The organism is Serratia aquatilis (assembly GCF_044865145.1).
In the GTDB taxonomy this organism is placed as follows: domain Bacteria; phylum Pseudomonadota; class Gammaproteobacteria; order Enterobacterales; family Enterobacteriaceae; genus Chania; species Chania aquatilis.
Window position 1 is genome coordinate 674,812 of the sequence record NZ_CP173186.1, and the last position, 26,164, is coordinate 700,975.

Consider the following 26,164-nt stretch of genomic DNA (forward strand, 5'->3'; position numbering starts at 1 on the left):
ATTATGAAAAAAGAGGCTATTTTAAGGGGAATGAGCGCGGTGATGCCTTTGTGCATCGGTGACTTTCCCTTTTCATTCATCGTGGGGGCGCTCAGTGTCAGTATGGGTATGAGCGTCTGGCAGAGTACCGCCTGGTCGGGCATTGTTATCGCCGGTTCGGCTCAGATGCTGGCCCTGAATATGTTGAAAACCGGCACCAGTCTGGGTGTGATTATTTTCACCACATTCATTATCAATCTACGGCATGTGTTATACAGCGCCTCTCTGGCAGGAAAAGTTAAGGAGAGCTCTTTCCTGAGAAAGTGTTTCATGTCTTATGGTCTGACTGATGAAGTTTACGCCACCACCGTAAAAGAAATGGATCGCGGAAAAAGTGATAAATATCTGTTCTATTTTTCCGCCATGCTCACCTTCTGGGTTATCTGGGTGTTGGCTGACTTTCTGGGCGCATGGATTGGTTCCTCTTTCCCGGACATTCAAAAATATGGATTGGATTTCGCCATGGTGGCAGCCTTTATCGCCATTGTGGTGCCGCAGGTGAAAAGCCAGGCCTGTACGGTGGCGGCATTGGTCGCTTCGGTGTCAGGCGTGCTGTTGGTTGCCCTTCCCTGGTCATTGGGTATTGTGCTGGCCTCGCTGTTCGGTGTGCTTGCCGGGCTATGTGTGGATCTGTCGGAAGAGAAAAAAGCCGAAGCTGCTAAGCAACAAGACGGCGAGGCCCAACTCAGTGGGGAGGTTAGGTCATGAATAATGGTTTTTTTCTGGCGCTGACCCTAGGTATGGCCGCCGTGACCTTTCTGGTTCGTTTCTCATTCATTGGCATTGCTGGGAAACTGCATATGAATGAGCGGGTAAGAAAAACGCTGCGCTTTGTTCCGGTCACGGTATTACCCGCCATCATTATTATTCAAATCCTCGATGTGAATTCGCATATGGAATTTGATTTGCATAACCCGAAAGTGATTGCTGCCATTATCTGCACACTGATCAGTTTCCGTCTTGGGTTAATTTGGGTAGTCGTGAGCGGTGTGGGATCCTTGGTGTTACTTAACCACTTTATGTAAAAGCGTATGCCCCTCTATTGCTTTGAACAACATTGCTTCAGGCAAGAGGGGCTTTTGTCAGGTTGGTGGTATCTGCTGCAGCTTCCATTCCGCCAGTGCCTGCTGGCGGCGGCGTTTGACCTCGTCGCGGATAGCCAACCCTTGCAGGCCGCTTTCCACCACCTCTTTTACCGAAACCGCGCTGGCGACCTGATAGGCCTGACGCAGATAATCCCCTTGCGGATAAGGATTGTTTTCAAAACCGGTACGTCCACGGGCGTCGGCTTCGCTGGTGAGGATCATCTGCTCTAACCGTTGAGGTTTACGCCAGACGTCGATGGTATCGAACAGTTTGAGTAAGGTTTCCGGGCGCAGCTTGAACACCGTGTGGATCAGATCGTGGTATTCAGTCACCAGCTTGGCCAGTTCACGGACTGGATTGGGTACGCGCAATCTTTGGCACAGTCTTTCAACCAGTTTGATACCCGCAGGCCCGTGTCCATAGTGATGAGGCCACAGTTCTTTAGGCGTCAGCCCTTTACCGAGATCGTGGCAGAGTGCTGAGAAACGAACATCTACCTCGGGGCTGAGCTGTGCGGCGATTGCCAGCGTCATCAGGGTATGTACGCCGGTATCGATCTCCGGGTGCCACTTTTCAGGTGCCGGGACGCCAAACAGCGCATCGATTTCTGGGAACAGGATTTTCAGTGCACCGCAGTCGCGCAGTACCTGGAAGTAAACTTGTGGGCTCTGGCTTTGTAATGCTTTCTCGGTTTCTTTCCATACCCGTTCTGCCGTTAAAGTCGCTAGCTCACCGTTTTGCGCCATCTGTTGCATAAGCTCGGTGGTTTCAGGGGCTACGGTAAAGCCCAAATGCGCAAAGCGAGCGGCAAAACGTGCAACGCGCACCACCCGAAGTGGATCTTCACCAAAGGCGTCGGAAACATGACGTAAAATGCGTGCTTCAAGATCGGCCTGACCGTTGTAAGGGTCCACCAACTCCCCATCGTCGCTCTGGGCGATAGCGTTGATGGTGAGGTCGCGCCGCAACAAATCGTCTTCCAGAGTTACGTCCGGCGCGGCATAGCAGGTAAACCCGGTGTAGCCTTGGCCAGATTTGCGCTCGGTACGGGCTAGCGCATACTCCTCGTGCGTTTTGGGGTTGAGAAATACCGGAAAGTCTTTTCCCACCTGTTGGTAGCCAAGAGCCAACAGGTCGGCCGGGGTTGCACCCACGACGACCCAGTCGCGATCAAACACGGGTATATTGAGCAGACTGTCACGGACGGCACCGCCGACCAGGTAAATCTTCACGGTTTAGCTCCTGAGTGCGTTTGATAGTTGGTTTAAGCAGGTACTTGACCAAAGCCCCTATGCCTTTCGCCTTGATGACAGGCTTTGGTTCTGCGGTGGCTGACGGAGCATGCCGAATAAAAAGGGCGCTCACAGGCGCCCAGGATCCTGCATCTATTGAGCTTAGTTCATCCAGCGATTATTTTTACGGCGTGGGACCAGGCGTGGTAACAGCAAACCGAGCAACAACCCGGCACCTGCAACACCACCGCCATACAGGAACCACTGCAGAATAATGGTGCGCTGTTTGTCGTCAAGTTGCAGATTGACGGCATTGACCTTTTTCTGCGCCACAATCAGCTGATTTTTCAGATCTTGATTTTCCTGCTTCAGGCCACTGATCGTGCTGTCGCTGGCGGCGACTTTCTGTTGCATTTCTGCGGTGCGTTGGTTCCAGCTATTATCGATATTAGCCAATTTGTCGGTCAGGGTTTTCACCTGCAGCTCCAGCTCAGGCAATTGACTGCGTAGGCTAGGCGTTTGGCTTAACTGGTCAAGCTGGATCCAGACGGTGCGCCCTTTGGCGTCACGGATTTGGCCGTAGCTGTTATTCTCATTCACGCTCAGCAACGTGACTTCTTCTCCGGCATTCAATGTGCCGACGATGCGATATTGGTTACCGGGGCCGCTGTGGACATAAGTATTTAATTCATCAGAAATATAGCGTTTCTCTTCGGCATGGGCACCCCAAGTGATACTCAACGTTAGCAAGGTAAGGAAAATCAGGCGTAATTTATGCATGAGCTCATCGTTTCTGTGTGGATTTATGGAACGATAGTAGAGCGTTCAGTCTGGCGGTGCAACGCTAAAACCGGAATGAGAACTCTCTTGGTATGGCGGATCTTGTGCGTTGCGGGGCACTGAATAGCGTAACAGGTTTTTTCTGCAGTCATCAGAGTCAAGCCGGGGCAATCGCGGTAATATACTGCCACTGTGCGTCGTCGGGTTGATTACGGCGAGCTGGCTTTGCCACCGTGAACACTCACGCGAATGCCTAACTTATTGGTGCAAAAGAAATATGAGCGTTGAAATAGAACTGAAGTTTATTGTTTCCCCCGAAGCTGTTGCGACACTCCCTGAGCGGTTTGCTGCCTGGCCCAATCAGCATTCTGCACCACAGAAGCTGACCAATATTTACTTTGAAACCGCCGATAACTACCTGCGAAAGCATGACATGGGCCTGCGTATCCGTGGGTATGACGACAGCTATGAGATGACGCTCAAAACTGCGGGTTCGGTAGTGGGGGGATTACATCAGCGGCCAGAATACAACATAGCGATCGCTAAGCCGTTGCTGGCCTTGAAAAAATTCCCGGCGGATATCTGGCCGCAAGACTGCAAGCTGACGCAGTTGCAAAAGGCACTACAGCCGCTGTTCCGTACCGACTTTGTGCGTGAAAAGTGGGTGGTCACTTACGGCGAGAGCGAGATTGAGATTGGCTTGGATCAAGGCGAAGTGCGGGCGGGTGAGTTGAGCGAAGAGATATGTGAGCTTGAGCTGGAACTGAAATGTGGTGAAACCGGCGATCTGCTGGCGTTGGCAATGACATTGGCAGAACAGGGGGGGTTACGGCAAGGCAGCCTGAGTAAAGCGGCGCGAGGTTACCATTTAGCTCAGGGCAACGTTGAGCGTGAGTTACGACCGCTGACGGTACTAAAACCAGCGCCCAAGTCCACGGTAGAACAGGGTATGGTGGCCGCTTTTGAACTGGCGCTGAGCCACTGGCAGTATCATGAAGAGCTGTGGCTGCGTGGTGATAAACAGGCACGCCGTGCGGTAATGGAGGCCATCGCTCTGATTCGTCAGGCTCTGGTGATCTTTGGTGGTTTAGTGCCACGTAAGGCGAGCTCCGATCTGCGGGCTCGGCTGACCGCGTTGGAGCCGCTGCTGGTGGACAAAACCACCAAGCCGCAGGTGCTATGTTATGGCGCAGAGTACTTGCAATGTAAGTTGGCACTCACATCGTGGCTAATTACCGGCGCGTGGCGGACTTTTATTGATGCCAAATCACAGGCCAAGCTGGACGGCTCATTCAAGCGCTTCAGCGATATCATGTTGAGCCGCAGTGCTGCCGAGTTGAAAGAAGCCTTCACGCGCCCTCTCAATGAAGATGAGTATCAAGAGCAATTGCCGCGCCTTACGCGCCAGGTGTTGTCGTTCATTCTGCTTTCCGGTGCTTACCCGGACTGCGAGACTGGGCCGTATATTGAAAACTGGCGTGAACTGCAATCAGCTGTCGCTGAACGCCGCCAAGGTTGGTATGAAGCCAGCCGTAAACAGGCTTTATCCCATGCGCCATTCTGGTTAAACGGCGCGGTTCGTTAATCAAAGCCGGTCTGCAGGGCTGTAGACCACTGAACGGGGCATTTACTATGTTGCCACTCTCTGCTGCGTTACAGGTTCAGGCACAGGATATTGTGCAGCGTTTTCAGGAAACTCAGGGTAACGGGGTGGTGCTGAGCGCCGCAGAACAAAGCGTTTTGGCGTCGAGCGATTTTGTCAGTGACATGCTGCTTGGCCATCCAGAATGGCTGGATAGGTTACGTAAACAGCCGCCGGTTGCGGATGAGTGGCAGCGTTACTCAGGCCAACTGCAAGGTTTGCTCGAAGAAGTGCGCGACGAAGCGCAGTTAATGCGGGTGTTGCGTCTGTTCCGCCGTGAGAACCTGGCTCGCATTGCCTGGGCGCAGGCAATGCGGCTATGTACCACTGAACAAACGCTACAGCAGTTGAGTGCCTTGGCAGAAATGCTGATCGTCAGTGCCCGTGATTGGCTCTATCAAACCTGTTGCCGCGAGTGGGGAACACCCTGCAATGGTGACGGTGTGCCGCAACCCTTGCTGATCTTGGGGATGGGCAAACTCGGTGGCAGCGAACTGAATTTCTCGTCAGACATCGATCTGATCTTTGTATATCCGGAAAATGGCCAAACCCAGGGTGGGCGGCGTGAACTGGACAATGCCCAGTTCTTCACCCGCATGGGGCAGCGTCTGATCAAGGTGCTGGATCAGCCCACTCTCGACGGTTTTGTCTACCGCGTTGATATGCGCCTGCGGCCTTTTGGCGATAGCGGGCCGCTGGTGATGAGTTTTGCCGCTCTGGAAGATTATTATCAGGAGCAAGGGCGAGATTGGGAACGCTATGCGATGGTCAAGGCCCGCCTGATGGGCGATTCGCAAGATCCCTACAGCCAGGAACTGCGTAAAACCCTGCGGCCGTTTGTGTTCCGCCGCTATATCGATTTCAGCGTGATCCAGTCGCTGCGCAATATGAAAGGCATGATTGCCCGCGAGGTTCGGCGGCGTGGGCTGAAAGACAATATCAAGCTGGGGGCGGGTGGCATCCGGGAAATTGAGTTTATCACTCAGGTATTCCAACTGATCCGAGGCGGGCGTGAACCCAGTCTGCAGGGGCGATCGCTGTTACCGACGCTGCAGGCGGTTGAGGTATTGGGATTACTCACGCCACAACAGGTTGCGGAGCTGAGCCGGAGCTACCTGTTCCTGCGCCGGCTGGAAAATCTGTTGCAGGCGATTGCTGACCAGCAAACCCAGACCTTACCGCAGGATGCATTGGATCAGGCCCGACTCGCTTGGGGAATGGATCAGCCAGACTGGCCGTCGCTGATGGTGGTATTGGAAGACCATATGCGCCAGGTTCGTGCGGTATTTGATGACCTGATCGGCGACGATAGCCCGGATGTAGGCGAAGATCCTGACTATCAGCATTTTTACAGTCTGTGGCAGGACGAACTGGAAGAGAACGAACTTGCGCCTCTTACGCCACATTTGAACGAGGATGCGCGGCAACAGTTGTTGCGCACTATTGCTGAATTCCGGCGCGATGTGGATAAGCGAACCATTGGCCCGCGAGGCCGGGATGTGCTGGACCAACTGCTGCCGCGCCTGCTGGCAGAGGTTTGTCCGCGCAAGGATGCGGCAACGGTGCTGGTGCGGCTTACCCAGTTGTTGCTGAGTATCGTGACCCGCACGACCTATCTAGAACTGCTGGTGGAATACCAGGCCGCTCTCAGCCACCTTATTCGCCTTTGTGCCGCATCCCCGATGATCACCAGCCAACTTGCACGCTATCCGCTGTTGTTGGATGAGCTGTTGGATACAGCCACGCTCTACCAACCGGTCGCTCTGGAAGCCTACCGCAGCGAGTTGCGCCAATATCGTCTGCGCGTGCCGGAAGATGACGAAGAGCAGCAGTTGGAAGCGTTGCGGCAGTTCAAACAGGCGCAACTGCTGCGTATTGCGGCGGCGGATATCGTTGAAGCGCTGCCGGTAATGAAAGTGAGCGATCACTTAACCTACCTGGCTGAAGCGATGATTGATGCGGTAGTGCAGCAGGCATGGAAAGACATGGTTGCGCGTTATGGTCAGCCTACCCATCTGCATGAGCGCGAAGGACGCGGCTTTGCCGTTATTGGTTATGGCAAGCTGGGTGGATGGGAACTAGGCTACAGCTCCGATCTCGATCTGGTATTTCTGTTGGATTGCCCGCCGGAAGTCATGACCGATGGCGATCGCTGTATCGATGGTCGTCAGTTCTATCTGCGGCTGGCGCAGCGCGTCATGCATTTGTTCAGTACCCGAACCTCATCCGGAATTCTGTATGAGGTGGACGCTCGTCTGCGTCCTTCTGGGGCGGCGGGGATGTTGGTCAGCACGGTGGAAGCCTTTGCTGATTATCAGCACAACGAGGCGTGGACCTGGGAGCATCAGGCCTTGGTTCGGGCGCGTATCGTGTATGGCGATCCCGCTTTGCATCAACAATTTGACGTGATCCGGCGCGATATCCTGTGCAAAACGCGTGAGGCTGAAAAGCTGCAGCAGGAAGTGCGTGAAATGCGTGAAAAAATGCGTAACCATCTGGGCAATAAACAGCGTGACTTGTTTGATATTAAAGCCGATGAGGGGGGCATCACCGATATCGAATTTATCGCCCAATATCTGGTCTTGCGCTACGCTGCGGGTGAACCGCGTTTGACGCGTTGGTCGGATAACGTGCGCATCTTCGAACTGATGGCCAATTACAACATCATGCCGGAACAAGAAGCACGGGCGCTGACCACGGCCTATGTCACCATGCGTGATGAAATTCATCATCTGGCGTTGCAGGAGCATTCTGGCAAAGTCAGCCAGGATCTGTTTGTTGCAGAGCGTGAACAGGTGCGCGTTAGTTGGAAAAAGTGGCTGGGTTAGCCGGGCCGATGTGCTGTTTTAACGGTATTGTCGGCGCTTATGCTAATATCTGCCGAATTTATTTTTACGACCTATTGGGAGTTTTCGGATGAAAGTTACACTGCCTGATTTTCGCCGCGCCGGTGTGTTGGTGGTTGGTGACGTCATGTTGGATCGCTATTGGTATGGGCCGACCAGTCGTATCTCCCCGGAAGCGCCTGTGCCGGTGGTTAAGGTTGAAACTATTGAAGAGCGTCCCGGTGGTGCGGCTAACGTTGCGATGAACATTGCTTCACTCGGCGCCAATTCTCGCCTGGTAGGATTGACGGGTATCGACGATGCAGCGCGGGCGTTGAGTGCCAAACTCAGTGAAGTCAATGTCCGTTGTGATTTCGTCTCTGTGCCGACGCACCCGACCATTACCAAACTGCGCGTACTTTCCCGTAACCAACAGCTGATCCGCCTCGATTTCGAAGAAGGCTTCTCCAACGTCGATCCGCAACCGCTTCTGGAGCGTATTCAACAGGCGCTGCCACAGATTGGTGCCCTGGTGTTATCGGACTATGGCAAAGGCGCACTGAGTAAAGTGCAGGGCATGATTGCCCTGGCGCGTGCGGCCAAGATGCCGGTTTTGATTGACCCGAAGGGTACTGATTTTGAACGCTATCGTGGTGCGACGTTGCTAACGCCGAATCTCTCCGAATTCGAAGCTGTGGTGGGCCACTGTAAGAATGACGATGAGTTGGTAGAACGTGGCATGAAACTGGTGGCCGACTATGACCTGTCTGCGTTGCTGATAACCCGCTCCGAACACGGTATGACGCTGCTGCAACCGGGCCGCGCACCGCTGCATCTGCCCACTCAGGCGCAGGAAGTGTTCGATGTGACCGGCGCGGGGGATACGGTTATCGGCGTTCTGGCGGCTGCTCTGGCTGCGGGCAATACGCTGGAAGAGTCCTGTTTCCTGGCTAACGCAGCTGCCGGTGTGGTGGTCGGTAAACTGGGAACCTCTACCGTTTCGCCAATCGAGCTGGAAAATGCCATTCGTGGCCGCGCGAAAACCGGGTTCGGTGTAATGACCGAAGCCGAGTTGAAAAAGGCGGTGGCGCAGGCGCGGCAGCGTGGTGAAAAAGTGGTTATGACTAATGGCATCTTCGATATTCTGCATGCGGGTCATGTTTCTTATCTAGCCAATGCCCGCAAACTGGGCGATCGCCTGATTGTGGCGGTGAACAGCGATGCTTCTACCAAGCGCCTGAAAGGGGAAACCCGTCCGGTTAACCTGTTGGAAAACCGCATGGTGGTATTGGGGGCTCTGGAAGCAGTGGATTGGGTTGTGCCTTTTGAAGAAGATACGCCGCAACGCTTGATCGCCGATATCCTGCCAGATCTACTGGTTAAAGGTGGCGACTATCAACCGCATGAAATTGCCGGTAGTGCCGAGGTGTGGGCCAACGGTGGCGACGTGCGGGTACTGAACTTTGAAGATGGGTTATCAACCACCAACATCATCAAGGCTATCAAGGATGGGCGCGGTTAACGCATTGATAAATTAGAGTGTTGTCGTTTAAAAGGTAATAAACAGGGCGGTGTAGCGTGAGTGGACTAAAGCAGGAGCTGAGTTTGGCGCAGGGCGTTGGGCTGTTGTCCACTTCACTGTTGGGTACCGGGGTGTTTGCCGTGCCAGCTTTGGCGGCGCAGGTGGCGGGAAGCGATAGCCTGTGGGCTTGGCCGATACTGATTGTGCTGGTTTTCCCTATTGCCATTGCTTTTGCAGCACTGGGCCGCCATTTCCCCAGTGCCGGTGGTGCCGCGCACTTTGTTGGTATGGCTTTCGGGCCGCGTATGGCGAAAGTCACTGGCTGGCTGTTTCTTTCCGTGATCCCTGTGGGGCTGCCTGCTGCATTACAGATTGCAGCCGGATTCTGGCAAGCCACATTTGGTTGGGATGCGAACGGGCTGCTGTTGGTGCAGATCGCCACGCTGGTGGTCATTTGGCTGCTTGGTACGCGCAGCGCCGGATCCAGTGCCAATATACAGACGTTAATCGCCATTCTGGTGGTGGCATTGGTCGCGGCGATCTGGTGGCAAGGCGACATTACTCCCGCGCAAATCCCATGGCCCGCAGTCAGTGATATTTCCTCTACCAATATGTTCCATGCATTGGCGGTTATGTTCTGGTGTTTCGTCGGTCTGGAGGCTTTTGCTCATCTGGCGACCGAGTTCCGCAACCCCGAGCGGGATTTTCCGCGTGCTCTAATGTTAGGGCTGTTGGTGGCTGGGGCGGTTTATTGGGGCTGTACCGTAGCGGTACTGCATTTCCATGCCTATGGCGAGCAACAGGCTGCCGCCGCTTCGTTGCCTGGAATTGTGGTGCAGTTGTTTGGTGAACATGCGCTTTGGGTCGCCTGCATCATCGGCTACCTGGCCTGTTTTGCCAGCGTGAATATTTACACCCAGAGTTTTGCACGTCTGGTGTGGTCGCAGGCGCAGGGAAAACCCTCCAGCGCACTGGCAAAACTTTCAGCGGGCCGGGTACCTGTCAATGCCTTAAGTACGGTTGTGGGCTGTAGCCTGATCTTCACGTTATTGATTTATACTCTCAAACTGCCGCTGGATATGCTGTTGGTGTATGCCAATGGCATTTTCGTGTTGATCTATCTGCTGTGTATGCTGGCAGGCTGCCGGATATTACAGGGGCGCTCGCGGCTGATGGCGATTATCGGTTCGGCATTGTGTTTGCTGCTTCTGGTGATTATCGGTTGGAAAAGCCTGTATGCGTTAGTGATGTTGGTGCTGATCTGGCTGGTGCTACCGCGTAAACCTTACCTGGTGATCAAACAGCAGTAAGGGCGTGTTTGCCACGCCCCTTGCCGCCCACTTATTCGTCTTCAGTCTTTGCCGGTGGGGTATTACCCTGCTTGCCTTCCAGCTCGCTCAAACGTTGCTCCAGCAATGCCAGCTTTTCACGAGTACGCAGTAGTACCTGAGTTTGCACGTCGAACTCTTCGCGATTCACCAAATCCAGACGGGTTAGCTGCGATTGCAGCACCTGACGAACTTTTTTCTCAACGTCTTCCCCGAATTCTCGTACGCCCTTAGGAAGGGACTCTTGTACCTGGCGTGCGATCTGTTCAATTTTTTTCGGGTCAATCATGGCATTTCCCTTTCTGATATTGGGTGGCTTGTACCGTCTAGTGTAATGCGAGTTGCTCGCTGGATAAACTATTAACCTTGTCTGCCGACGTAAGGTCAGACGTAAGGCCAATAGTGTGATCGGTCTGCTGAGTGGTGGCTTGAAACGGGAAGGGGATGGGGTTATAGTCGATATGCTTATTCTCAGGGCGGGGTGAAAGTCCCCACCGGCGGTAAATCATCTTATACGGTGAAAGCCCGCGAGCGCTCAACCTATCTTTCGGGAACAGGTTAGAGGTCAGCAGATCCGGTGTAATTCCGGGGCCGACGGTTATAGTCCGGATGGGAGAGAGTAACGACACCTGTCGGGCTTACGCTCGCTTGCGTTATTTTTTCGGTTATTATATAGCCACTCCTCAAGATAGCCCTGGTTCTGGTAATCCATAAATTTAATGAGGTTTTTTACCATGAATCAGACCCTACTTTCAGATTTCGGCACGCCGTTAGAACGCGTTGAGCGCGCTCTTGATGCATTGCGCAATGGGCGCGGTGTTATGGTGCTTGATGATGAAAATCGTGAAAACGAAGGTGATATGATCTTCGCCGCAGAAACCATGACCGTGGAGCAAATGGCACTGACCATTCGCTTCGGTAGCGGCATAGTCTGTCTGTGTATCACCGAGGATCGCCGTCAGCAGCTTGAGTTGCCGATGATGGTGACCAACAACTCCAGCCAGTTCCAGACCGCTTTTACCGTGACGATTGAAGCGGCACAAGGTGTGACCACTGGCGTATCCGCTGCCGATCGTCTGACAACCATCCGCGCGGCGATTGCAGACAATGCCAAACCGAGCGATCTGAGCCGCCCTGGCCATGTATTCCCGCTGCGTGCCCAGCCTGGCGGTGTATTGAGCCGCCGTGGTCATACTGAAGCCACTATCGATCTGGTTGCCATGGCTGGCTTTACACCTGCTGGTGTACTGTGTGAGCTGACTAACGATGACGGTAGCATGGCTCGTGCACCGGAAGTGATCACCTTTGCCAGGCAGCATGATATGCCGGTACTGACTATCGAAGATCTGGTGGCCTACCGTCAGTCGCAGGAAAAGAAAGCCAGCTGATTGGCTGACTGAAATGAAAAAGCCGCCAACGCGGCTTTTTTTGTGCCCAATTGCCCCTGTACCACGTTGGAATAGTTCTTAATGACTCGCTTTCACCATTCAGATTTATTGAATATCTCTGTCATGGTTATCCGGCAGTTTAGGTAGAGCAAAGCGCGTAATGTAGTCAGCAGAAAAACCACGCTAACCAAAGGAACATTCATGAGCACCTCTCGTATGCCCGCGCTTTTTCTCGGCCACGGTAGCCCAATGAACGTGCTGGAAGATAATCGCTATACGCAGACATGGCAGACGTTGGGTGAGCAACTGCCGCGTCCTAAAGCAATCATTGCCGTCTCTGCCCACTGGTACACCCGTGGAACTGCGGTGACAGCGATGGCGCAGCCAAAAACCATTCACGACTTTGGCGGCTTTCCTCAGGCGCTGTTTGATACCCAGTATCCGGCACCGGGCTCGCCTGAGTTGGCAGCAGAACTGCAAGACCTATTGTCACCCATCGAGGTGACCGCTGATACCCGCGAATGGGGATTGGATCATGGCAGTTGGGGCGTACTGATCAAGATGTACCCGCAAGCCGATATTCCAGTGGTACAGCTAAGTATCGATGGTACCCAGCCAGCGGAATACCATTACCAACTGGGGAAAAAGCTGGCAGCGCTGCGTGAACAAGGGATCATGATCGTCGCCAGCGGCAACGTGGTGCATAACCTGCGTATGGCGAAATGGCAGGGGGATGTCAGCCCATATCCTTGGGCGGAGTCATTTAATCAGTACGTTCGGGATAACCTGAGTTTTCAAGGCAAGCATCATCCGCTGGTAAACTTTATGCAACATGAAGGCGCGGCGTTGTCGAATCCGACGCCAGAACATTACCTACCGCTGTTGTATGTGCTGGGAAGTTGGGATGGTCAAGAACCGATTTCTATCCCGGTTGATGGGATCGAAATGGGATCACTGAGTATGCTTTCAGTGCAGGTCGGTTGAATGTAAAAAGGCGCGAAAATTCGCGCCTTGATATGCAACGGCTTAACTATCAGCCGAGAATGATATGTGGGTAAAAACGCGACAGATCCTGCGTGATCAGTTCGCGATCTTCACGCAGGCCAATACCGCAGGGCTGATCGTCAACCAGCCAACTGCCAATCAGCGTATAGCTCCCCTCAAACTGCGGTAACGGCTGGAACTGCTGCACAATCATGCCTTCTTCGCCGTATGGACCTTCGACACGAGCCACTTCCTGGCCATTTTGTACGATCTGGATATTGGCACCTTCGCGTGAGAACAACGGTTTGGTCACGTAGTGATCCATCGGTGGGTGATCGTCTTCGGCAAAATAGGCAGGCAGCAGGTTAGGATGATCCGGGAACATTTCCCAGAGCAACGGTAGCAACGCCTTGTTGGATATTATGCTCTTCCAGGCGGGTTCCAGCCAACGTACGCCCGCGTCTTCCAGCTTGGTGGAGAACATCTCACGCAGCATAAATTCCCACGGGTAAAGCTTGAACAGATTACCGATGACCTGATTTTGCAGATCGGTAAACTGCCCCCGTTCACCCAGGCCGATCTCTTCCATAAACAGGAACTCTGTCGGCAGACCGGCTTCCAGCGCGCAGTCCTGCAGATATTGCACCGTACCACGATCTTCCTCACTGTCCTGGCAGCAGGCCAGATGAAGCAGACTAAAGCCGTGGTTTGCTTGCAGATCGGCAAAGCGCTCGATCAGTTTTTCCTGCAGACTGTTGTACTGATCTGACTCGGGATCCAACTTGCCAGCCTTGATCTGATCTTCCAGCCACAACCATTGGAAGAAAGCCGCCTCATACAGCGAGGTGGGTGTATCAGCGTTGTTTTCCAGCAATTTTGGCGGGTTAACGCCGTCATAAGCCAGATCGAGACGTGAGTACAGAGAGGGTTGGTTGGTACGCCAGGAGCTGCGTACAAAGTCCCACGTATGCTTGGGAATGCGGAACTTGGCCATCAGTTCATCGCTGTTGACCACCTTCTCTACCACCTGCAGACACATTTGATGCAGCTCGGCAGTGGCGTTTTCTATCTCTTCAATCTGTGCCAGTGTGAACTGGTAATAGGCATCTTCACACCAGTAAGGTTCGCCGTACATGGTGTGGAACTTAAAACCAAACTCTGTGGCCTTTTCACGCCAGTCCGGGCGCTCGGTAATCGTGACACGCTTCATGCATTAACCGCCCATGCTACGTGAGCTGGAATTGGAAGTTGCACTGCTGCGCTGCATGCTGGTCTGCTTGGCGACGGTTTCACCGAAGCCACCACGTGTGATGGTATTGGTGACTGCCGGTTTGGGCGCCATAGCCGTTTTAGGTACTGTCATGGTGCGGCCGCCAGCCGTTGCCGGGCCGTAGCTTTTGCCGGTGGCGTCAACAAATTTGCCATTTGCCGGGCTGGCACCGTTTTTGGATGTGAACAGCGGCTGTTGGGCATAACCCCCGCCACCCATCATACGGCCCATCATATAGCCTGCCATCAGTGGCATCCAGAAACTGCCGCTGCTTTGCGATTCTGCCGCCATACCGGCCTGTGCCGGTGCTGGAGCCTGAGTACACTGTGCTTCGCCAAATTCGGCCACGCAGTCTTCACGGTTAGCGTACTTAGGTGCAGTTTTTTCTGCTTCTTTCATCGCGTTGTTGTACGCGGTGGTGCACTGCTCACTCATTGACGGGTTAGCGCGGGAGCAATCGTCCGCATTCTGATACAAAGAGACAGTTTCATCCGCCTGTTCGCAGCCGGCCAGCATAAAGACTGCGCTGATCGCCAAAGCCACGGGCGCTACACGGTAGTTGCGCCAGGATTTGCGGAATGTCTCTTTGTTAATGTTTTTTGTTCGTTTCATCGATATTAATCCCATCATTCGGGCTGTATCCGCCCTTACCCAGTAGTTGATCGTAAGGATAGGGGAAACATGGTCACAATTAAAGCGGAAATGCCCGCAGGTTCTACTCTTTACGCAGTTATACGTTACGTTGTGCGCCAGTTCGCTTTATAGATTAAAAAATCGTCAGGGAGGTTTCATATTGCAACGCTATGCTTGAGGCTGCGTTCCATTACGTAACTATGACTTTGTGATCGCTGACGATTTAGTGATGAAACGGGCAGGCGATACTGTGACGAACAGCCTGCAACTGCATGAAGCGAAATATCCCTCAGAGTGTTGTTGCTCCCCTGACGACAGACCAACAGTATGGAGCCTGGCTGGAACGCGGATCAATCACAAGGCGCGGTTCTCGCGCCGCTATTCCCAACGAGGAGTAAACAGTGAAGAAGCTTATCAACAAGGTTGAGTCGGTACTTGATGAACAATTGCTTGGCATGGGCGAAGCCCACCCTGAACTACGAGTACACCAGGAAATGCGGATTGTGACTCGCTCGGCGGGACCGACCCCGGGCAAAGTGGCGATCCTGTCTGGCGGCGGTAGCGGCCATGAACCGATGCACTGTGGTTTTGTTGGTGCAGGAATGCTAGACGGTGCCTGCCCTGGGGAGATCTTCACTTCGCCGACGCCGGATAAAATGTATGAGTGCGCCCAGGCGATTGATGGCGGTGCCGGTGTGCTACTGATCATCAAGAATTACACCGGAGACGTACTGAATTTTGAGACGGCAACTGAACTGTTGCATGACAGTGGCCTGCCGGTGGCAACGGTGCTGGTGGATGACGACGTTGCCGTTAAAGACAGCCTGTACACCGCCGGGCGACGTGGTGTGGCCAACACGATATTGATGGAGAAACTGCTCGGAGCTGCTGCGGTAAGAGGTGATGATCTGGATGCGTTAGTGGCGCTAGGCCACAAAATCAACAATCAGGGGCATTCTATAGGTATTGCTCTTGGTGCCTGTACCGTCCCGGCTGCCGGGAAACCTTCGTTTATTCTGGCAGAAAATGAGATGGAATTTGGTGTTGGCATCCATGGTGAGCCTGGAATAGAGCGGCGAGCGTTCACCACCCTCGACAAGGCGGTGGATGACATGTTTCACACCTTGATTGAGCATGGCCCCTACCAGCGCACAATTCGCGTTTGGGATCGTCAGCAGGGGGAATGGCGTGATGAGATGCAGGGCAAGCGGGCTTTGACCAAAGGCGACCGTGTGATTGCATTGGTCAACAACCTCGGCGCAACGCCACTTTCTGAGCTGTACGGTGTCTACCACCGTTTGGTACAGCGCTGCGCTGAAGCCGGAATGATCATCGAACGTAATCTTGTGGGTTCATACTGTACTTCGCTGGATATGCAGGGTGTCTCTATCACCTTGCTGCGAGTGGATGATGAATTGTTATCTCTGTGGGATGCGCCGGTAAAAACGCCTGCGCTATGTTGGGGTTGAGGAGGGAATGTGACGTTAACCAAACAACAGGTTGTAGATTGGCTGATGCGCTGTGGTGAGGTTTTTGCCCGCGAGCGTGACTATTTGACGCAATTGGATACCGACATTGGCGATGGTGACCACGGTCTGAACATGAATCGCGGTTTTAACACGGTGGTAGAAAAATTGCCTGCGGTCGCGGACAAAGATATCGGTTCTATTCTCAAAAATACCGGTATGACGTTGCTTTCCAGCGTTGGCGGGGCCAGTGGTCCGCTTTTTGGCACATTTTTCATGTGCGCAGCCCAGGCGGCCAATGCCAAACAGACTCTCGAACTGGCGGAGTTAAAGCAGGTGATTCAAGAGGGGGCCGAAGGGGTAATGATGCGTGGCAAGGCGGAACTGGGTGACAAAACCATGTGTGACGTTTGGGAGCCATTGGTGGATAGCCTTGACCAATCGGTGCAGCAGAAGCTTAGTCTGTCGCAGGCGCTACAGCAGGCAAGCAAGCGGGTAGAGCAGGCTGCGCAGGCTACGATCCCCATGCAGGCGCGCAAAGGGCGAGCCAGTTATCTGGGAGAGCGCAGTATTGGCCATCAGGATCCTGGTGCAACGTCGGTGATGCTGATGATAAAAACGTTGGCAGCCGTCGTTGAGGAGGCTGGATGATCAACATCGTGGTGGTCTCCCACAGTGCATTATTGGCGAAGGGGGTTGAAGAGCTTGCCCGCCAGATGATGCGTGGTGACGGTTGCAAATTGGCACTGGCGGCAGGGGTTGATGATGTAGAACATCCGATTGGTACCGACGCGATCAAAGTGATGGAAGCGATCGAATCCGTCTCCGACTGCACCGCAATCGTCGTGCTGATGGATCTTGGCAGTGCATTACTGAGTGCGGAAACTGCGCTTGAGCTATTGGACCCAGAAATTGCCGCTCGAGTCACGCTATGTTCCGCACCGTTGGTAGAAGGCACGTTGGCTGCATTAGTGGCGGCCAACTCTGGCGGTAGCCTGGAACAGGTGCTGGCCGAGGCGCAGGGAGCGCTACAGGCTAAACAGGCGCAGCTTGGCGAAATGATACCCGGGCAAAAGCCGTTAAACTTACCCTTGAAAAAGGGCAAAAGCCTGAGTTGGAAAGTGCAGAATCCGCATGGCTTGCATGCCCGCCCTGCGGCACGACTGGCAGAAACACTGGCTCTGTTTGATGCTGAACTGGTTTTGGAAAAGAACGGGCAGTGTGCTAATCCGCGCAGCCTGAATCAACTGGCTTTGCTGCAGGTCCACCGTGGAGACACCATCCGCTTGATTGCTGATGGTGTACAGGCTGATGAAGCACTGGCCGCCTTCAAGGCATTGGCCGAACACCACTTCGGTGAAATTGTTTCTGAGTCGCAGCAGCCTTCGCTGCACGGTATTCCTGTCGAAGAGAGTATCAGCAGCGGGCCGATCCTTCAGGTCGCACGATTTTGGCCGCAAATTGTGGAACGGCGAGTTGGGCCGGATGATGTTCTTAATGAGCAGCAGCGGCTGCGGGTGGCTTTGCAACACACGCTGAACGATCTCAACAAGCTGGCGGAAAGAACGGGTGCCTTGATCGGTAAACCACAAGCGGCAATCTTTGGCGCGCATTGCATGTTGCTGGACGATCCAGACCTGCAACATGCCGCTTATACTCGCATAGCACAGTATCAGTGCAATGCTGAACAGGCGTGGCAGAAAGAACTGGAGCTGATTGCCGCCGACTATCGTGCGATGGATGATGAATACATGCGGGCGCGTGAGTTAGACGTGCGTGACATATTACGCCGTAGCCTGAGCCATCTGCAACAGCAGCCAATTCCCCCGATCTTGATCACTGCGCCATCGATACTGATTTTGGAAGAGCTGATGCCCTCTGAAGTAGTGATGCTTGATCGGCGAATGGTACTCGGTATTTGTCTCAGCGGCGGTAGTGCCCTGTCACATACCGCCATTCTTGCTAAAACAATGGGGATCCCGATGGTGGTGGGCATGAGTGGTTGTATGACCAAAACACATACTGGTCAAAAAGCGATGCTGGATGCGGCACGGGGCGTGTTACAACTCAGCCATTAGCAAACTATGGATGGCGTAGCGGAAAAGGAGGACATGTGGATTTTCAACAGATTTACCAACAGGCATTTACCGTCACTGGCATTCGTATGGTTGCACCCTGCGGCAGTAGTATATGGGACGCCATCAAATCAGACGGTCGCAAAGCACAGTTAGAGGCGTTGTCTGGTCAACCTTGTGATTTAGGGCTTTGCTTCGGTTTTGCAACCGATGGCAGTAACGATTATATGGCGGGTGTCGAAGGCGCCAGCCTCAACAGTTTTGATTGTTATGAATATCCAGCAACCACTTTTTTACTGTTTGAAGTGAAAGGTAAAATTTCTGATGGTACGTTGCAGAATGCATGGGCGGAGATCAATCAGCAGGACTTGTCGGCGGCAGGATATATACGGAGCCACTTACCAACGCTAGAACGCTATAGCGTGTGGGATGAAGCATCCGATCAATGTCAGGTTGATATCATGATCCCGCTTCAATAGCGGGAGGGCTTTATATCGTGAAGGTGATTTGAAACGCCGAACGATAGGAAGAAAAATGGGGCCGGTGTTGCCGCGCCCCATGATAACTATACCGATCAGTTACGTGAAGTTGTAGCGCTGGCGCCGTTGTAATTGTCTACGCTGGCATCCTGAGATGAGGTTGGCGGTGCAACAACGTCTGGTGCGGTTGGTGTCGGTTTACCCAATGCCCCATTCAGCATCATCAGATCGTTCTCATTCAGCGTACCGAGCGCCGATTTGATGTTCAACTGGTTGATTAAATAGGTGTAGCGCGCGTTGGAAAGTGACTGCTTGGCATTGTACAGCGTAGAAGTCGCGTTCAATACGTCAACGATGGTACGCGTACCCACTTCATAGCCGGCTTCTGTCGCATCCAGAGAGCTTTGGGCAGAAATCACCGCTTGTCTATAGGCGTTGATGCTGCTGATGGACGCGGAAACGTTATTGAAGGAGGAGCGAACGGTTTGCACCACGCCACGGTGTGCGCTTTCCAATTGTTCACTGGCACCGACAAAATTGTATTGCGCCTGTTGCACTTGTGAACTGGTTGCTCCACCGCTGTAAAGCGGCAAGTTAAGGCTGATGCCAACCTGGTTCTGACCGTCATTCGAGTTAGTACGCATTCCGCTGTTTGAGCCACTGTATCGGCTATTGGTGATACCGCTAGAGGCGTTCAGATTCACGGTTGGCATATGGCCGCTTTCCGCAGATTTGATCTGCTCACGGGCTAAATCTTGGCTCAGACGAGCAGTAAGCAGGCTCAGGTTACGTTTTTCCGCTTCTTTCAGCAGGTTGTTCACGGCATCAGGGCGTTTGGTACTGAATTTATCCGTATCCAGCGAAGCCAGTTCCGGGTAGAAGACGCCGGTTATCTGGCGCAGTGATTCCAATGCGTTATCCAGATTGTTGCGGGCAGTCACTTCGTTTGCCAGCACGGTATCGTAGTTGGAACGGGCGTTCTGCACGTCGGTAATGGCAACCAGACCCACGTTAAAGCGCTGGGTGGTCTGATCGAGAGTACGATACACCGCCTGTTTGTTTGCCTGAGTGAATGACAGAACATCGATTGCCTGCAACACGTTGAAATAGGCGGTAGCGGTATCAAGTATCAACTTCTGCGATGCGGTCTGGAATGTGACGTCTGAGATACCGGCGGTTTTTTCCTGCAGCGTCAGCGCACGCCATTTGGACATGTCAAAAATTGTCTGAGTCAGCTGCAGAGCACCGCTGGTGACATTGCTGTTGCTGCCGTTTGCATCACGAAACCCGTTAGTATAGCTATAACCTGCCGATAAACCGAGCTGAGGGAGTAAAGGGCTGCGCGCCTCACTAATCTTTTCAAACGCTGCATCACGGTCAGCAGCTATTTTACGCAGATCCGGGTTACTTTCCCTTGCCTGTTTGTAAACCTGCAGCAAGTTTTCTGCCTGGCTCATGGTACTGAAGCCACCTAGGCTCAGTCCGATAAGAAGGGGGAGCAGTTTCTTCATTTGCATTCCTTGTTGTGCAGCAATATTGCTATGTTAGCGCTGACGATAGACCGAATAATTGGCAATTCTAGCAGAGTCTGCCGATGGCTTAAGTTGGCTTAATGTGCCATCTCACGGAACTTTTACCTTTTATGACGCTATCTAGACTGAGACTTGACTGTTTGCATAGGCGTCACCTGATATCATGGTTCACAATCTAACACAAAGCCGGGGAAGAAAACTCTGCCGTTTCTGTCATCAAAACTGTTTATATTAACGACATAACTCATCAGGAGAATTCGCAGATGAAACACTCACAACCTTCACCCGTTACCCTTAACGAAAATGATATAGAAATTATTGCACGTGAGACGCTATACCGTGGTTTTTTTTCACTTAATTTATATCGATTCCGTCATCGCTTGTTCAATGGTGAAATGAGTGGGGAAGTAACACGTGAGATTTTTGAGCGCGGACATGCGGCAGTATTGCTACCCTATGATCCTATAAGGGATGAAGTGGTACTAATTGAACAGTTGCGGATCGCTGCAATTGATACCTCATTTTCCCCTTGGCTGCTGGAAATGGTGGCAGGTATGATCGAACCCGGGGAGAGTGTCGAAGATGTCTGCCGCCGTGAAGCGGTTGAAGAGGCCGGTATCGCCGTCGGGCGTTGTCGGCCGGTGTTGAGCTATCTGGCCAGCCCTGGTGGAACCAGCGAACGTTTGTCCATCATGGTGGGGGAGGTTGATGCCCTAAAGGCTGAAGGGATCCACGGATTGGCTGAAGAGGATGAGGATATTCGTGTCCATGTGGTCAGCCGTGAACAAGCCTGCCGCTGGGTTGAGGAAGGTGCGATTGATAACGCAGCATCAGTGATTGCATTGCAGTGGCTGGCGTTGCACCATGAATCGCTGAAAGCAGAATGGGTCAACTAAATGCAAAAGCGCTATACCCCTGATTTTCTTGAAATGATGAGACTGTGTGAAACCAACTTCGCGCAATTAAGGCGTTTGCTGCCGCGAAACGATGAAGTGGGCGAAACCCTAACTTATCAGGTGAATGGCGCCCATTATCGGCTGACTATTATTGAATCTACACGCTATACCTCGCTGGTACAGATTGAGCAGACATTGCCTGCTGTCAGTTACTGGAGCCTGCCTGCAATGTCGGTGCGGCTATATCACGATGCGTTGGTTGCGGAAGTGTGTTCGAGTCAGCAGATCTACCGGTTTAAAGCGCGTTATGATTATCCGAACAAAAAATTGCATCAACGTGATGAAAAGCACCAAATTAACCAGTTCCTTGCTGATTGGTTGCGCTACTGTTTAACGCATGGAGCGATGGCGGTTCCGGTTTGTTAGACAGACTGAAATAACAAAGGATACCATTTGGAAAGCCTTTTAAGACTGCCTATGGCGAGTGGGGCCATGGTCAGGATCCTACAAGTAACAGATACCCACCTTTTTGCCGGCAAAAATGAGACCTTGCTCGGCATCAATACCTATTCCAGTTATCACGCGGTGCTGGATGCGGTCATCGCACAGCCGCGTAGCTATGATTTGATTGTTGCAACAGGCGATCTGGCGCAGGATCACTCCCCGGCGGCGTATCGGCACTTTGCCGAGGGGATTAGCCGCCTACCTGCGCCCTGTGTCTGGTTGCCTGGCAATCACGATTTTCAACCTGCGATGGTAGGTGCCTTGGCTGGTGCAGGGATCACGCCCTCAAAGCATGTCCTGCTTGGGGATAACTGGCAGGTTCTGTTACTGGACAGCCAGGTTTTTGGTGTGCCGCACGGCGAACTGAGTGAATACCAGCTGGAGTGGATGGAGCGTTGCCTGAGGGCTTATCCAGAGCGCTATACCCTGCTGTTGCTGCATCATCATCCGTTGCCTTCCGGTTGCACCTGGCTTGATCAACACAGCCTGCGCAATTCACATATGCTGGCAGCCGTTCTGTTACGTTACGAGAAAGTGAATACCGTGCTGTGCGGGCACATCCATCAGGAACTTGATTTAGACTGGCAAGGTCGCCGTCTGTTGGCATCGCCGTCTACCTGTGTACAATTCAAACCGCACTGTACCAATTTCACTATTGACGACGTTTCTCCTGGGTGGCGCTATCTTGACCTGTTGCCTGATGGCCGGGTAGAAACACAGGTATTCCGGCTGGAGAACGATAACTTCCGCCCCGATATGAACTCGGACGGCTACTGATGCCTTCAACATTACTTTATCTGCACGGTTTCAACAGCTCACCGCTCTCAGCCAAAGCCACCGGGTTTAAGGCCTGGCTGGCTGAACACCATCCTGAAATTACCATGCTGGTGCCACAACTCCCTCCTTATCCGGCTGAGGCTGCCGAAATGCTTGAGGATCTGGTCATGGCAAGAGCCGGGCAGACTATGGGGATCGTGGGCTCTTCTTTAGGCGGCTACTATGCTACTTGGCTTTCACAATGTTTTGCGTTGCCGGCTGTAGTAGTAAACCCTGCGGTGAAGCCATTTGAGCTGTTGATCGACTATCTTGGGCAGAACGAGAACCCCTACACCGGGCAGCAATATGTGTTAGAGTCACGCCACGTTTATGATCTGAAAGTGATGCAGGTTGACCCCTTGGAGTCACCAGATTTAATCTGGTTACTGCAACAGACGGGCGATGAAATTCTCGATTACGGTCAGGCTGTGGCTTATTACACTGCTTGTCGGCAAACGGTGGAGTCGGGTGGCAACCACGCTTTTGTCGGTTTCGAGCACTACTTCCCCCAGATTGTGGATTTTTTAGGGCTATGACGCCGTTGCAACTTCAGATACTGCAAGCTTACACAGAATATTTGGTGTTGCAGGTAATCGGCAACGGCACGAGCTCCGATGAACCTGCTCAGGCAAGTAATTCGGGAGACTGACACCCTGTAGCTTAATGCCATAAGGGTTATACTGAATTGATTGGCGGTTCCGGCCCCTCCCCTTAACCACGAAAAAATAATCAACGATGACTCAATCCAGCTATAACGCTGATGCCATTGAAGTACTCAGCGGTCTAGAACCAGTGCGCCGTCGTCCAGGTATGTACACCGACACGACGCGTCCGAATCACCTTGGTCAAGAGGTGATTGACAACAGCGTCGATGAAGCGTTGGCGGGCCATGCCAAGCGCATCGATGTGATCCTGCACGCCGACCAATCACTGGAAGTGATTGATGATGGCCGTGGCATGCCGGTGGATATCCATCCCGATGAAGGTGTGCCCGCAGTGGAACTGATCCTCTGCCGCCTGCATGCGGGAGGCAAGTTCTCTAACAAAAACTACCAGTTCTCTGGTGGCCTACATGGCGTGGGGATCTCGGTGGTTAACGCCTTGTCAAAACGTGTTGAGGTCAATGTTCGCCGTGATGGCAACGTTTACAGCATTGCTTTTGAAAACGGCGACAAAGTACAGGATCTGGCGATCACCGGTACCTGTGGCAAACGTAACACCGGTACCAGCGTCCATTTCTGGCCAGACGAACAGTTCTTTGACAGCCCAAGGTTCTCAGTTTCGCGCCTTTCTCATCTGCTGAAAGCCAAAGCGGTGCTGTGTCCCGGCGTTGAAATCTACTTTATTGACAAGGTCAATAACACCGAGCAGCGCTGGTGCTATCAGGACGGCCTGACCGACTACTTGATGGAAGCGGTGAACGGCCTGATTACCCTGCCGGAAAAGGCCTTTGTCGGTAATTTTGCTGGCGATACCGAAGCCGTGGACTGGGCGCTGTTGTGGTTGCCGGAAGGCGGTGAACTGCTGACGGAGAGCTACGTTAACCTGATCCCGACCATGCAAGGGGGGACTCATGTCAACGGGTTGCGCCAGGGCTTGCTGGATGCGATGCGTGAGTTCTGCGAATTCCGCAACATCTTGCCTCGTGGCGTAAAGCTTTCCGCAGAAGATATTTGGGATCGCTGTGCTTATGTGTTGTCGGTAAAAATGCAGGATCCGCAATTTGCCGGGCAGACTAAAGAGCGCCTCTCTTCCCGCCAGTGTGCGGCCTTTGTGTCCGGCGTGGTGAAGGATGCGTTCAGTCTGTGGCTGAACCAGAACGTCCAAGCGGCAGAACAACTGGCTGAACTGGCGATCTCCAGTGCCCAGCGCCGCCTGCGTGCGGCGAAGAAAGTGGTGCGTAAAAAGTTGACCAGCGGCCCAGCTCTGCCGGGCAAACTGGCGGACTGTACCTCGCAGGATCTGAGCATGACCGAACTGTTCCTGGTGGAAGGGGATTCGGCGGGTGGCTCTGCCAAGCAGGCACGCGATCGTGAGTATCAGGCGATCATGCCGCTGAAAGGTAAAATCCTTAACACCTGGGAGGTTTCCTCCGATGAAGTGCTGGCTTCGCAGGAAGTACATGACATTTCTGTGGCGATAGGTATCGATCCAGACAGTGAGGATCTCAGCCAACTTCGTTACGGCAAAATCTGTATCCTGGCGGATGCCGACTCCGATGGTCTGCATATCGCCACGCTGCTTTGCGCGCTGTTTGTGCGCCACTTCCGAGCGTTGGTCAAAGGCGGGCATGTCTATGTTGCCATGCCGCCGTTATACCGTATCGACCTGGGTAAAGAAGTGTTTTACGCCCTCGACGAGGAAGAGAAAGCTGGTGTACTGGAACAGCTGAAACGCAAGAAAGGCAAACCGAACGTACAGCGCTTTAAAGGGTTGGGCGAGATGAACCCGCTACAGTTGCGTGAAACCACTCTAGATCCCAACACGCGCCGCTTGGTGCAATTGGTGGTCGATGATGAGAACGTCGATCAGACCATGGCCATTATGGATATGCTTCTGGCGAAGAAGCGCTCCGAAGATCGCCGAAACTGGCTGCAAGATAAAGGCGATATGGCCGATCTTTAAGTCTGATTTCAGTGGTTGCAACATGTGCAATCCCTTGAGGGCGCTGCGTGCAGCGCCCGATAGCACAGGGCGGAATACATGAAAATTACCCTCGAAGAGTTGCTGGCATACACCTCTGTCGTTGACAGCGGTTCGATTACTGCCGCCGCCGAACAGCTTGGCCAGACCACCTCGGGTATCAGCCGTGCGCTTAGCCGCCTGGAAAAGAAACTCGATACTACCTTACTGCGCCGGACTACCCGCCGTCTGGAGTTGACCGAGGAGGGGAAGTGTTTTTTGGTTCACGCCCGTGAAATTATCCAAGCGGTGGAACATGCTGAAGAGCAGATGGCGCTGCGCCGCCTGATACCGGCGGGTCTATTGCGAGTTAATGCGGCGGCACCGTTTATGGAGCACGTTATTGTTCCCTTGGTTGCGGGTTTTCGTCAGAGTTTTCCGCAAATTGAACTGGAACTGAATACCGATAATCTGATTATCGATCTGCTGGAGAAACGCACCGACGTTGCCATCCGTATTGGTCCACTGCGCGATTCGACGATCAATGCGCGCCTACTGGGAACCAGCCGGTTACGTATCCTCGCCAGCCCGGAATATCTAGCCCGCTTTGGTGAACCCCGCACTATAGAAGAGCTGCGCAGCCATAGCCTGCTTGGGTTTACTCAACCTGAATCGTTAAATTTGTGGCCGCTGCGTAATCATCAGGAAGAGCACTTTGCGATTACCCCAACGCTGTCTGCCTCCAGTGGGGAAACTCTGCGGCAACTGGCGTTATGTGGGGAAGGGATTGTTCGGCTGGCGGATTTTATGACCAGGAAAGATCAACGGGAAGGGCGGTTGGTTCAGATACTGGAACAGGAAACGCTGGATGTGCGCCAGCCAATTAATGCGGTGTATTACCGCAATACCCAACTCGCCGCACGTATCACCTGCTTTCTGGATTATGTCAGTGCTCATATCAACGAGCAGACTTTGTAGGTTTGTTAGCCAGTTTCCCTTTCCTACGGGCAAGCTAAAGCAATGCCGCACTGAAGGGAATAGGGCT

The 26,164-nt window shown here is 53.2% G+C and carries 24 protein-coding genes and 1 riboswitch; of the genes, 18 read left to right on the plus strand and 6 right to left on the minus strand.

The window, feature by feature from the left end:
- Window positions 1–3 precede the first annotated feature (3 nt).
- Both SAQUA_RS03090 and SAQUA_RS03095 read left to right on the plus strand, forming a co-directional pair.
- The gene (locus SAQUA_RS03090; RefSeq protein WP_380677718.1) at window positions 4–747 is read left to right on the plus strand and encodes an AzlC family ABC transporter permease; all 744 of its coding nucleotides are present in this window, start codon (window positions 4–6) and stop codon (window positions 745–747) included.
- Window positions 744–1,064 carry an AzlD domain-containing protein gene (locus SAQUA_RS03095; RefSeq protein ID WP_380677720.1) on the plus strand — a complete coding sequence of 107 codons (321 nt, stop codon included), beginning with the start codon at window positions 744–746 and terminating at the stop codon, window positions 1,062–1,064. The genes SAQUA_RS03090 and SAQUA_RS03095 overlap by 4 nt, the downstream gene beginning before the upstream one ends.
- A gap of 57 nt (window positions 1,065–1,121) precedes the next feature.
- Here SAQUA_RS03095 and SAQUA_RS03100 read toward each other — a convergent pair whose 3' ends face one another.
- Window positions 1,122–2,357, minus strand: a complete 1,236-nt coding sequence (locus SAQUA_RS03100) for a multifunctional CCA addition/repair protein (protein WP_380677722.1) — start codon at window positions 2,355–2,357, stop codon at window positions 1,122–1,124.
- 162 nt (window positions 2,358–2,519) lie between these two features.
- The gene (locus SAQUA_RS03105; RefSeq protein WP_380677724.1) at window positions 2,520–3,137 is read right to left on the minus strand and encodes a TIGR04211 family SH3 domain-containing protein; all 618 of its coding nucleotides are present in this window, start codon (window positions 3,135–3,137) and stop codon (window positions 2,520–2,522) included.
- A 277-nt stretch (window positions 3,138–3,414) separates the two neighbouring features.
- Here SAQUA_RS03105 and SAQUA_RS03110 point away from each other — a divergent pair, with 277 nt between their 5' ends.
- The 4 genes from SAQUA_RS03110 to yjeH all read left to right on the plus strand — a co-directional run bounded on the left by SAQUA_RS03110 (window position 3,415) and on the right by yjeH (window position 10,436).
- Window positions 3,415–4,722 carry an inorganic triphosphatase gene (locus SAQUA_RS03110; protein ID WP_380677726.1) on the plus strand — a complete coding sequence of 436 codons (1,308 nt, stop codon included), beginning with the start codon at window positions 3,415–3,417 and terminating at the stop codon, window positions 4,720–4,722.
- A 47-nt stretch (window positions 4,723–4,769) separates the two neighbouring features.
- Entirely contained in the window at window positions 4,770–7,607 is a 2,838-nt protein-coding gene (gene glnE, locus SAQUA_RS03115; RefSeq protein WP_380677728.1) for a bifunctional [glutamate--ammonia ligase]-adenylyl-L-tyrosine phosphorylase/[glutamate--ammonia-ligase] adenylyltransferase, read from the plus strand.
- A gap of 88 nt (window positions 7,608–7,695) precedes the next feature.
- Window positions 7,696–9,126 carry a bifunctional D-glycero-beta-D-manno-heptose-7-phosphate kinase/D-glycero-beta-D-manno-heptose 1-phosphate adenylyltransferase HldE gene (gene hldE, locus SAQUA_RS03120; protein ID WP_380677730.1) on the plus strand — a complete coding sequence of 477 codons (1,431 nt, stop codon included), beginning with the start codon at window positions 7,696–7,698 and terminating at the stop codon, window positions 9,124–9,126.
- A gap of 56 nt (window positions 9,127–9,182) precedes the next feature.
- Window positions 9,183–10,436 (plus strand): L-methionine/branched-chain amino acid transporter, encoded by a 1,254-nt coding sequence (gene yjeH / locus SAQUA_RS03125; protein WP_380677732.1) that lies wholly within the window; start codon window positions 9,183–9,185, stop codon window positions 10,434–10,436.
- Window positions 10,437–10,467: 31 nt separating this feature from the next.
- Here yjeH and SAQUA_RS03130 read toward each other — a convergent pair whose 3' ends face one another.
- Complete coding sequence (locus SAQUA_RS03130; RefSeq protein WP_380677734.1) at window positions 10,468–10,743, minus strand: accessory factor UbiK family protein; 276 nt, start codon at window positions 10,741–10,743, stop codon at window positions 10,468–10,470.
- Between the two features lie 174 nt (window positions 10,744–10,917).
- Window positions 10,918–11,079, plus strand: a riboswitch (FMN riboswitch).
- A 109-nt stretch (window positions 11,080–11,188) separates the two neighbouring features.
- Between SAQUA_RS03130 and ribB the strand changes: the two genes are divergently transcribed.
- Both ribB and ygiD read left to right on the plus strand, forming a co-directional pair.
- The gene (gene ribB, locus SAQUA_RS03135) at window positions 11,189–11,842 is read left to right on the plus strand and encodes a 3,4-dihydroxy-2-butanone-4-phosphate synthase (RefSeq protein ID WP_380677736.1); all 654 of its coding nucleotides are present in this window, start codon (window positions 11,189–11,191) and stop codon (window positions 11,840–11,842) included.
- 201 nt (window positions 11,843–12,043) lie between these two features.
- Window positions 12,044–12,826, plus strand: a complete 783-nt coding sequence (gene ygiD / locus SAQUA_RS03140; RefSeq protein ID WP_380677738.1) for a 4,5-DOPA dioxygenase extradiol — start codon at window positions 12,044–12,046, stop codon at window positions 12,824–12,826.
- Between the two features lie 49 nt (window positions 12,827–12,875).
- Here the strand turns inward: ygiD and SAQUA_RS03145 are convergent, their stop codons facing one another.
- Window positions 12,876–14,036: a glutathionylspermidine synthase family protein gene (locus SAQUA_RS03145; RefSeq protein ID WP_380677740.1), complete on the minus strand. Its 1,161-nt coding sequence runs from the start codon at window positions 14,034–14,036 to the stop codon at window positions 12,876–12,878.
- A gap of 3 nt (window positions 14,037–14,039) precedes the next feature.
- On the minus strand, window positions 14,040–14,708 hold the full coding sequence (locus tag SAQUA_RS03150) for a DUF1190 family protein (protein WP_380677742.1): 669 nt from the start codon (window positions 14,706–14,708) through the stop codon (window positions 14,040–14,042).
- Between the two features lie 422 nt (window positions 14,709–15,130).
- Here SAQUA_RS03150 and dhaK point away from each other — a divergent pair, with 422 nt between their 5' ends.
- The 4 genes from dhaK to SAQUA_RS03170 are packed head-to-tail and all read left to right on the plus strand — an operon-like array spanning window position 15,131 to window position 18,749.
- Window positions 15,131–16,198 carry a dihydroxyacetone kinase subunit DhaK gene (gene dhaK, locus SAQUA_RS03155; protein ID WP_380677744.1) on the plus strand — a complete coding sequence of 356 codons (1,068 nt, stop codon included), beginning with the start codon at window positions 15,131–15,133 and terminating at the stop codon, window positions 16,196–16,198.
- Window positions 16,199–16,207: 9 nt separating this feature from the next.
- On the plus strand, window positions 16,208–16,846 hold the full coding sequence (dhaL, locus tag SAQUA_RS03160; RefSeq protein ID WP_380677746.1) for a dihydroxyacetone kinase subunit DhaL: 639 nt from the start codon (window positions 16,208–16,210) through the stop codon (window positions 16,844–16,846).
- Window positions 16,843–18,273 carry a dihydroxyacetone kinase phosphoryl donor subunit DhaM gene (gene dhaM, locus SAQUA_RS03165; protein ID WP_380677748.1) on the plus strand — a complete coding sequence of 477 codons (1,431 nt, stop codon included), beginning with the start codon at window positions 16,843–16,845 and terminating at the stop codon, window positions 18,271–18,273. Before dhaL ends, dhaM begins: the two co-directional genes overlap by 4 nt.
- Before the next feature lie 35 nt (window positions 18,274–18,308).
- Window positions 18,309–18,749 carry a GyrI-like domain-containing protein gene (locus tag SAQUA_RS03170; RefSeq protein ID WP_380677750.1) on the plus strand — a complete coding sequence of 147 codons (441 nt, stop codon included), beginning with the start codon at window positions 18,309–18,311 and terminating at the stop codon, window positions 18,747–18,749.
- 95 nt (window positions 18,750–18,844) lie between these two features.
- Here the strand turns inward: SAQUA_RS03170 and tolC are convergent, their stop codons facing one another.
- Window positions 18,845–20,260: an outer membrane channel protein TolC gene (tolC, locus tag SAQUA_RS03175; protein ID WP_380677752.1), complete on the minus strand. Its 1,416-nt coding sequence runs from the start codon at window positions 20,258–20,260 to the stop codon at window positions 18,845–18,847.
- Window positions 20,261–20,544: 284 nt separating this feature from the next.
- Between tolC and nudF the strand changes: the two genes are divergently transcribed.
- The 6 genes from nudF (at window position 20,545) to SAQUA_RS03205 (ending at window position 26,097) form a co-directional block, all read left to right on the plus strand.
- Window positions 20,545–21,177, plus strand: coding sequence for an ADP-ribose diphosphatase (nudF, locus tag SAQUA_RS03180; protein ID WP_380677754.1), 633 nt, complete (start codon window positions 20,545–20,547; stop codon window positions 21,175–21,177).
- Window positions 21,178–21,603, plus strand: a complete 426-nt coding sequence (locus SAQUA_RS03185; RefSeq protein WP_380677756.1) for a DUF1249 family protein — start codon at window positions 21,178–21,180, stop codon at window positions 21,601–21,603.
- Window positions 21,604–21,630: 27 nt separating this feature from the next.
- Window positions 21,631–22,458: a 3',5'-cyclic-AMP phosphodiesterase gene (cpdA, locus tag SAQUA_RS03190; protein WP_380677758.1), complete on the plus strand. Its 828-nt coding sequence runs from the start codon at window positions 21,631–21,633 to the stop codon at window positions 22,456–22,458.
- The gene (gene yqiA, locus SAQUA_RS03195) at window positions 22,458–23,033 is read left to right on the plus strand and encodes an esterase YqiA (protein ID WP_380677760.1); all 576 of its coding nucleotides are present in this window, start codon (window positions 22,458–22,460) and stop codon (window positions 23,031–23,033) included. The genes cpdA and yqiA overlap by 1 nt, the downstream gene beginning before the upstream one ends.
- Window positions 23,034–23,232: 199 nt before the next feature.
- Window positions 23,233–25,122, plus strand: a complete 1,890-nt coding sequence (gene parE / locus SAQUA_RS03200; protein WP_380677762.1) for a DNA topoisomerase IV subunit B — start codon at window positions 23,233–23,235, stop codon at window positions 25,120–25,122.
- A gap of 78 nt (window positions 25,123–25,200) precedes the next feature.
- Entirely contained in the window at window positions 25,201–26,097 is an 897-nt protein-coding gene (locus tag SAQUA_RS03205; protein WP_380677764.1) for a LysR substrate-binding domain-containing protein, read from the plus strand.
- Window positions 26,098–26,164 lie beyond the last annotated feature (67 nt).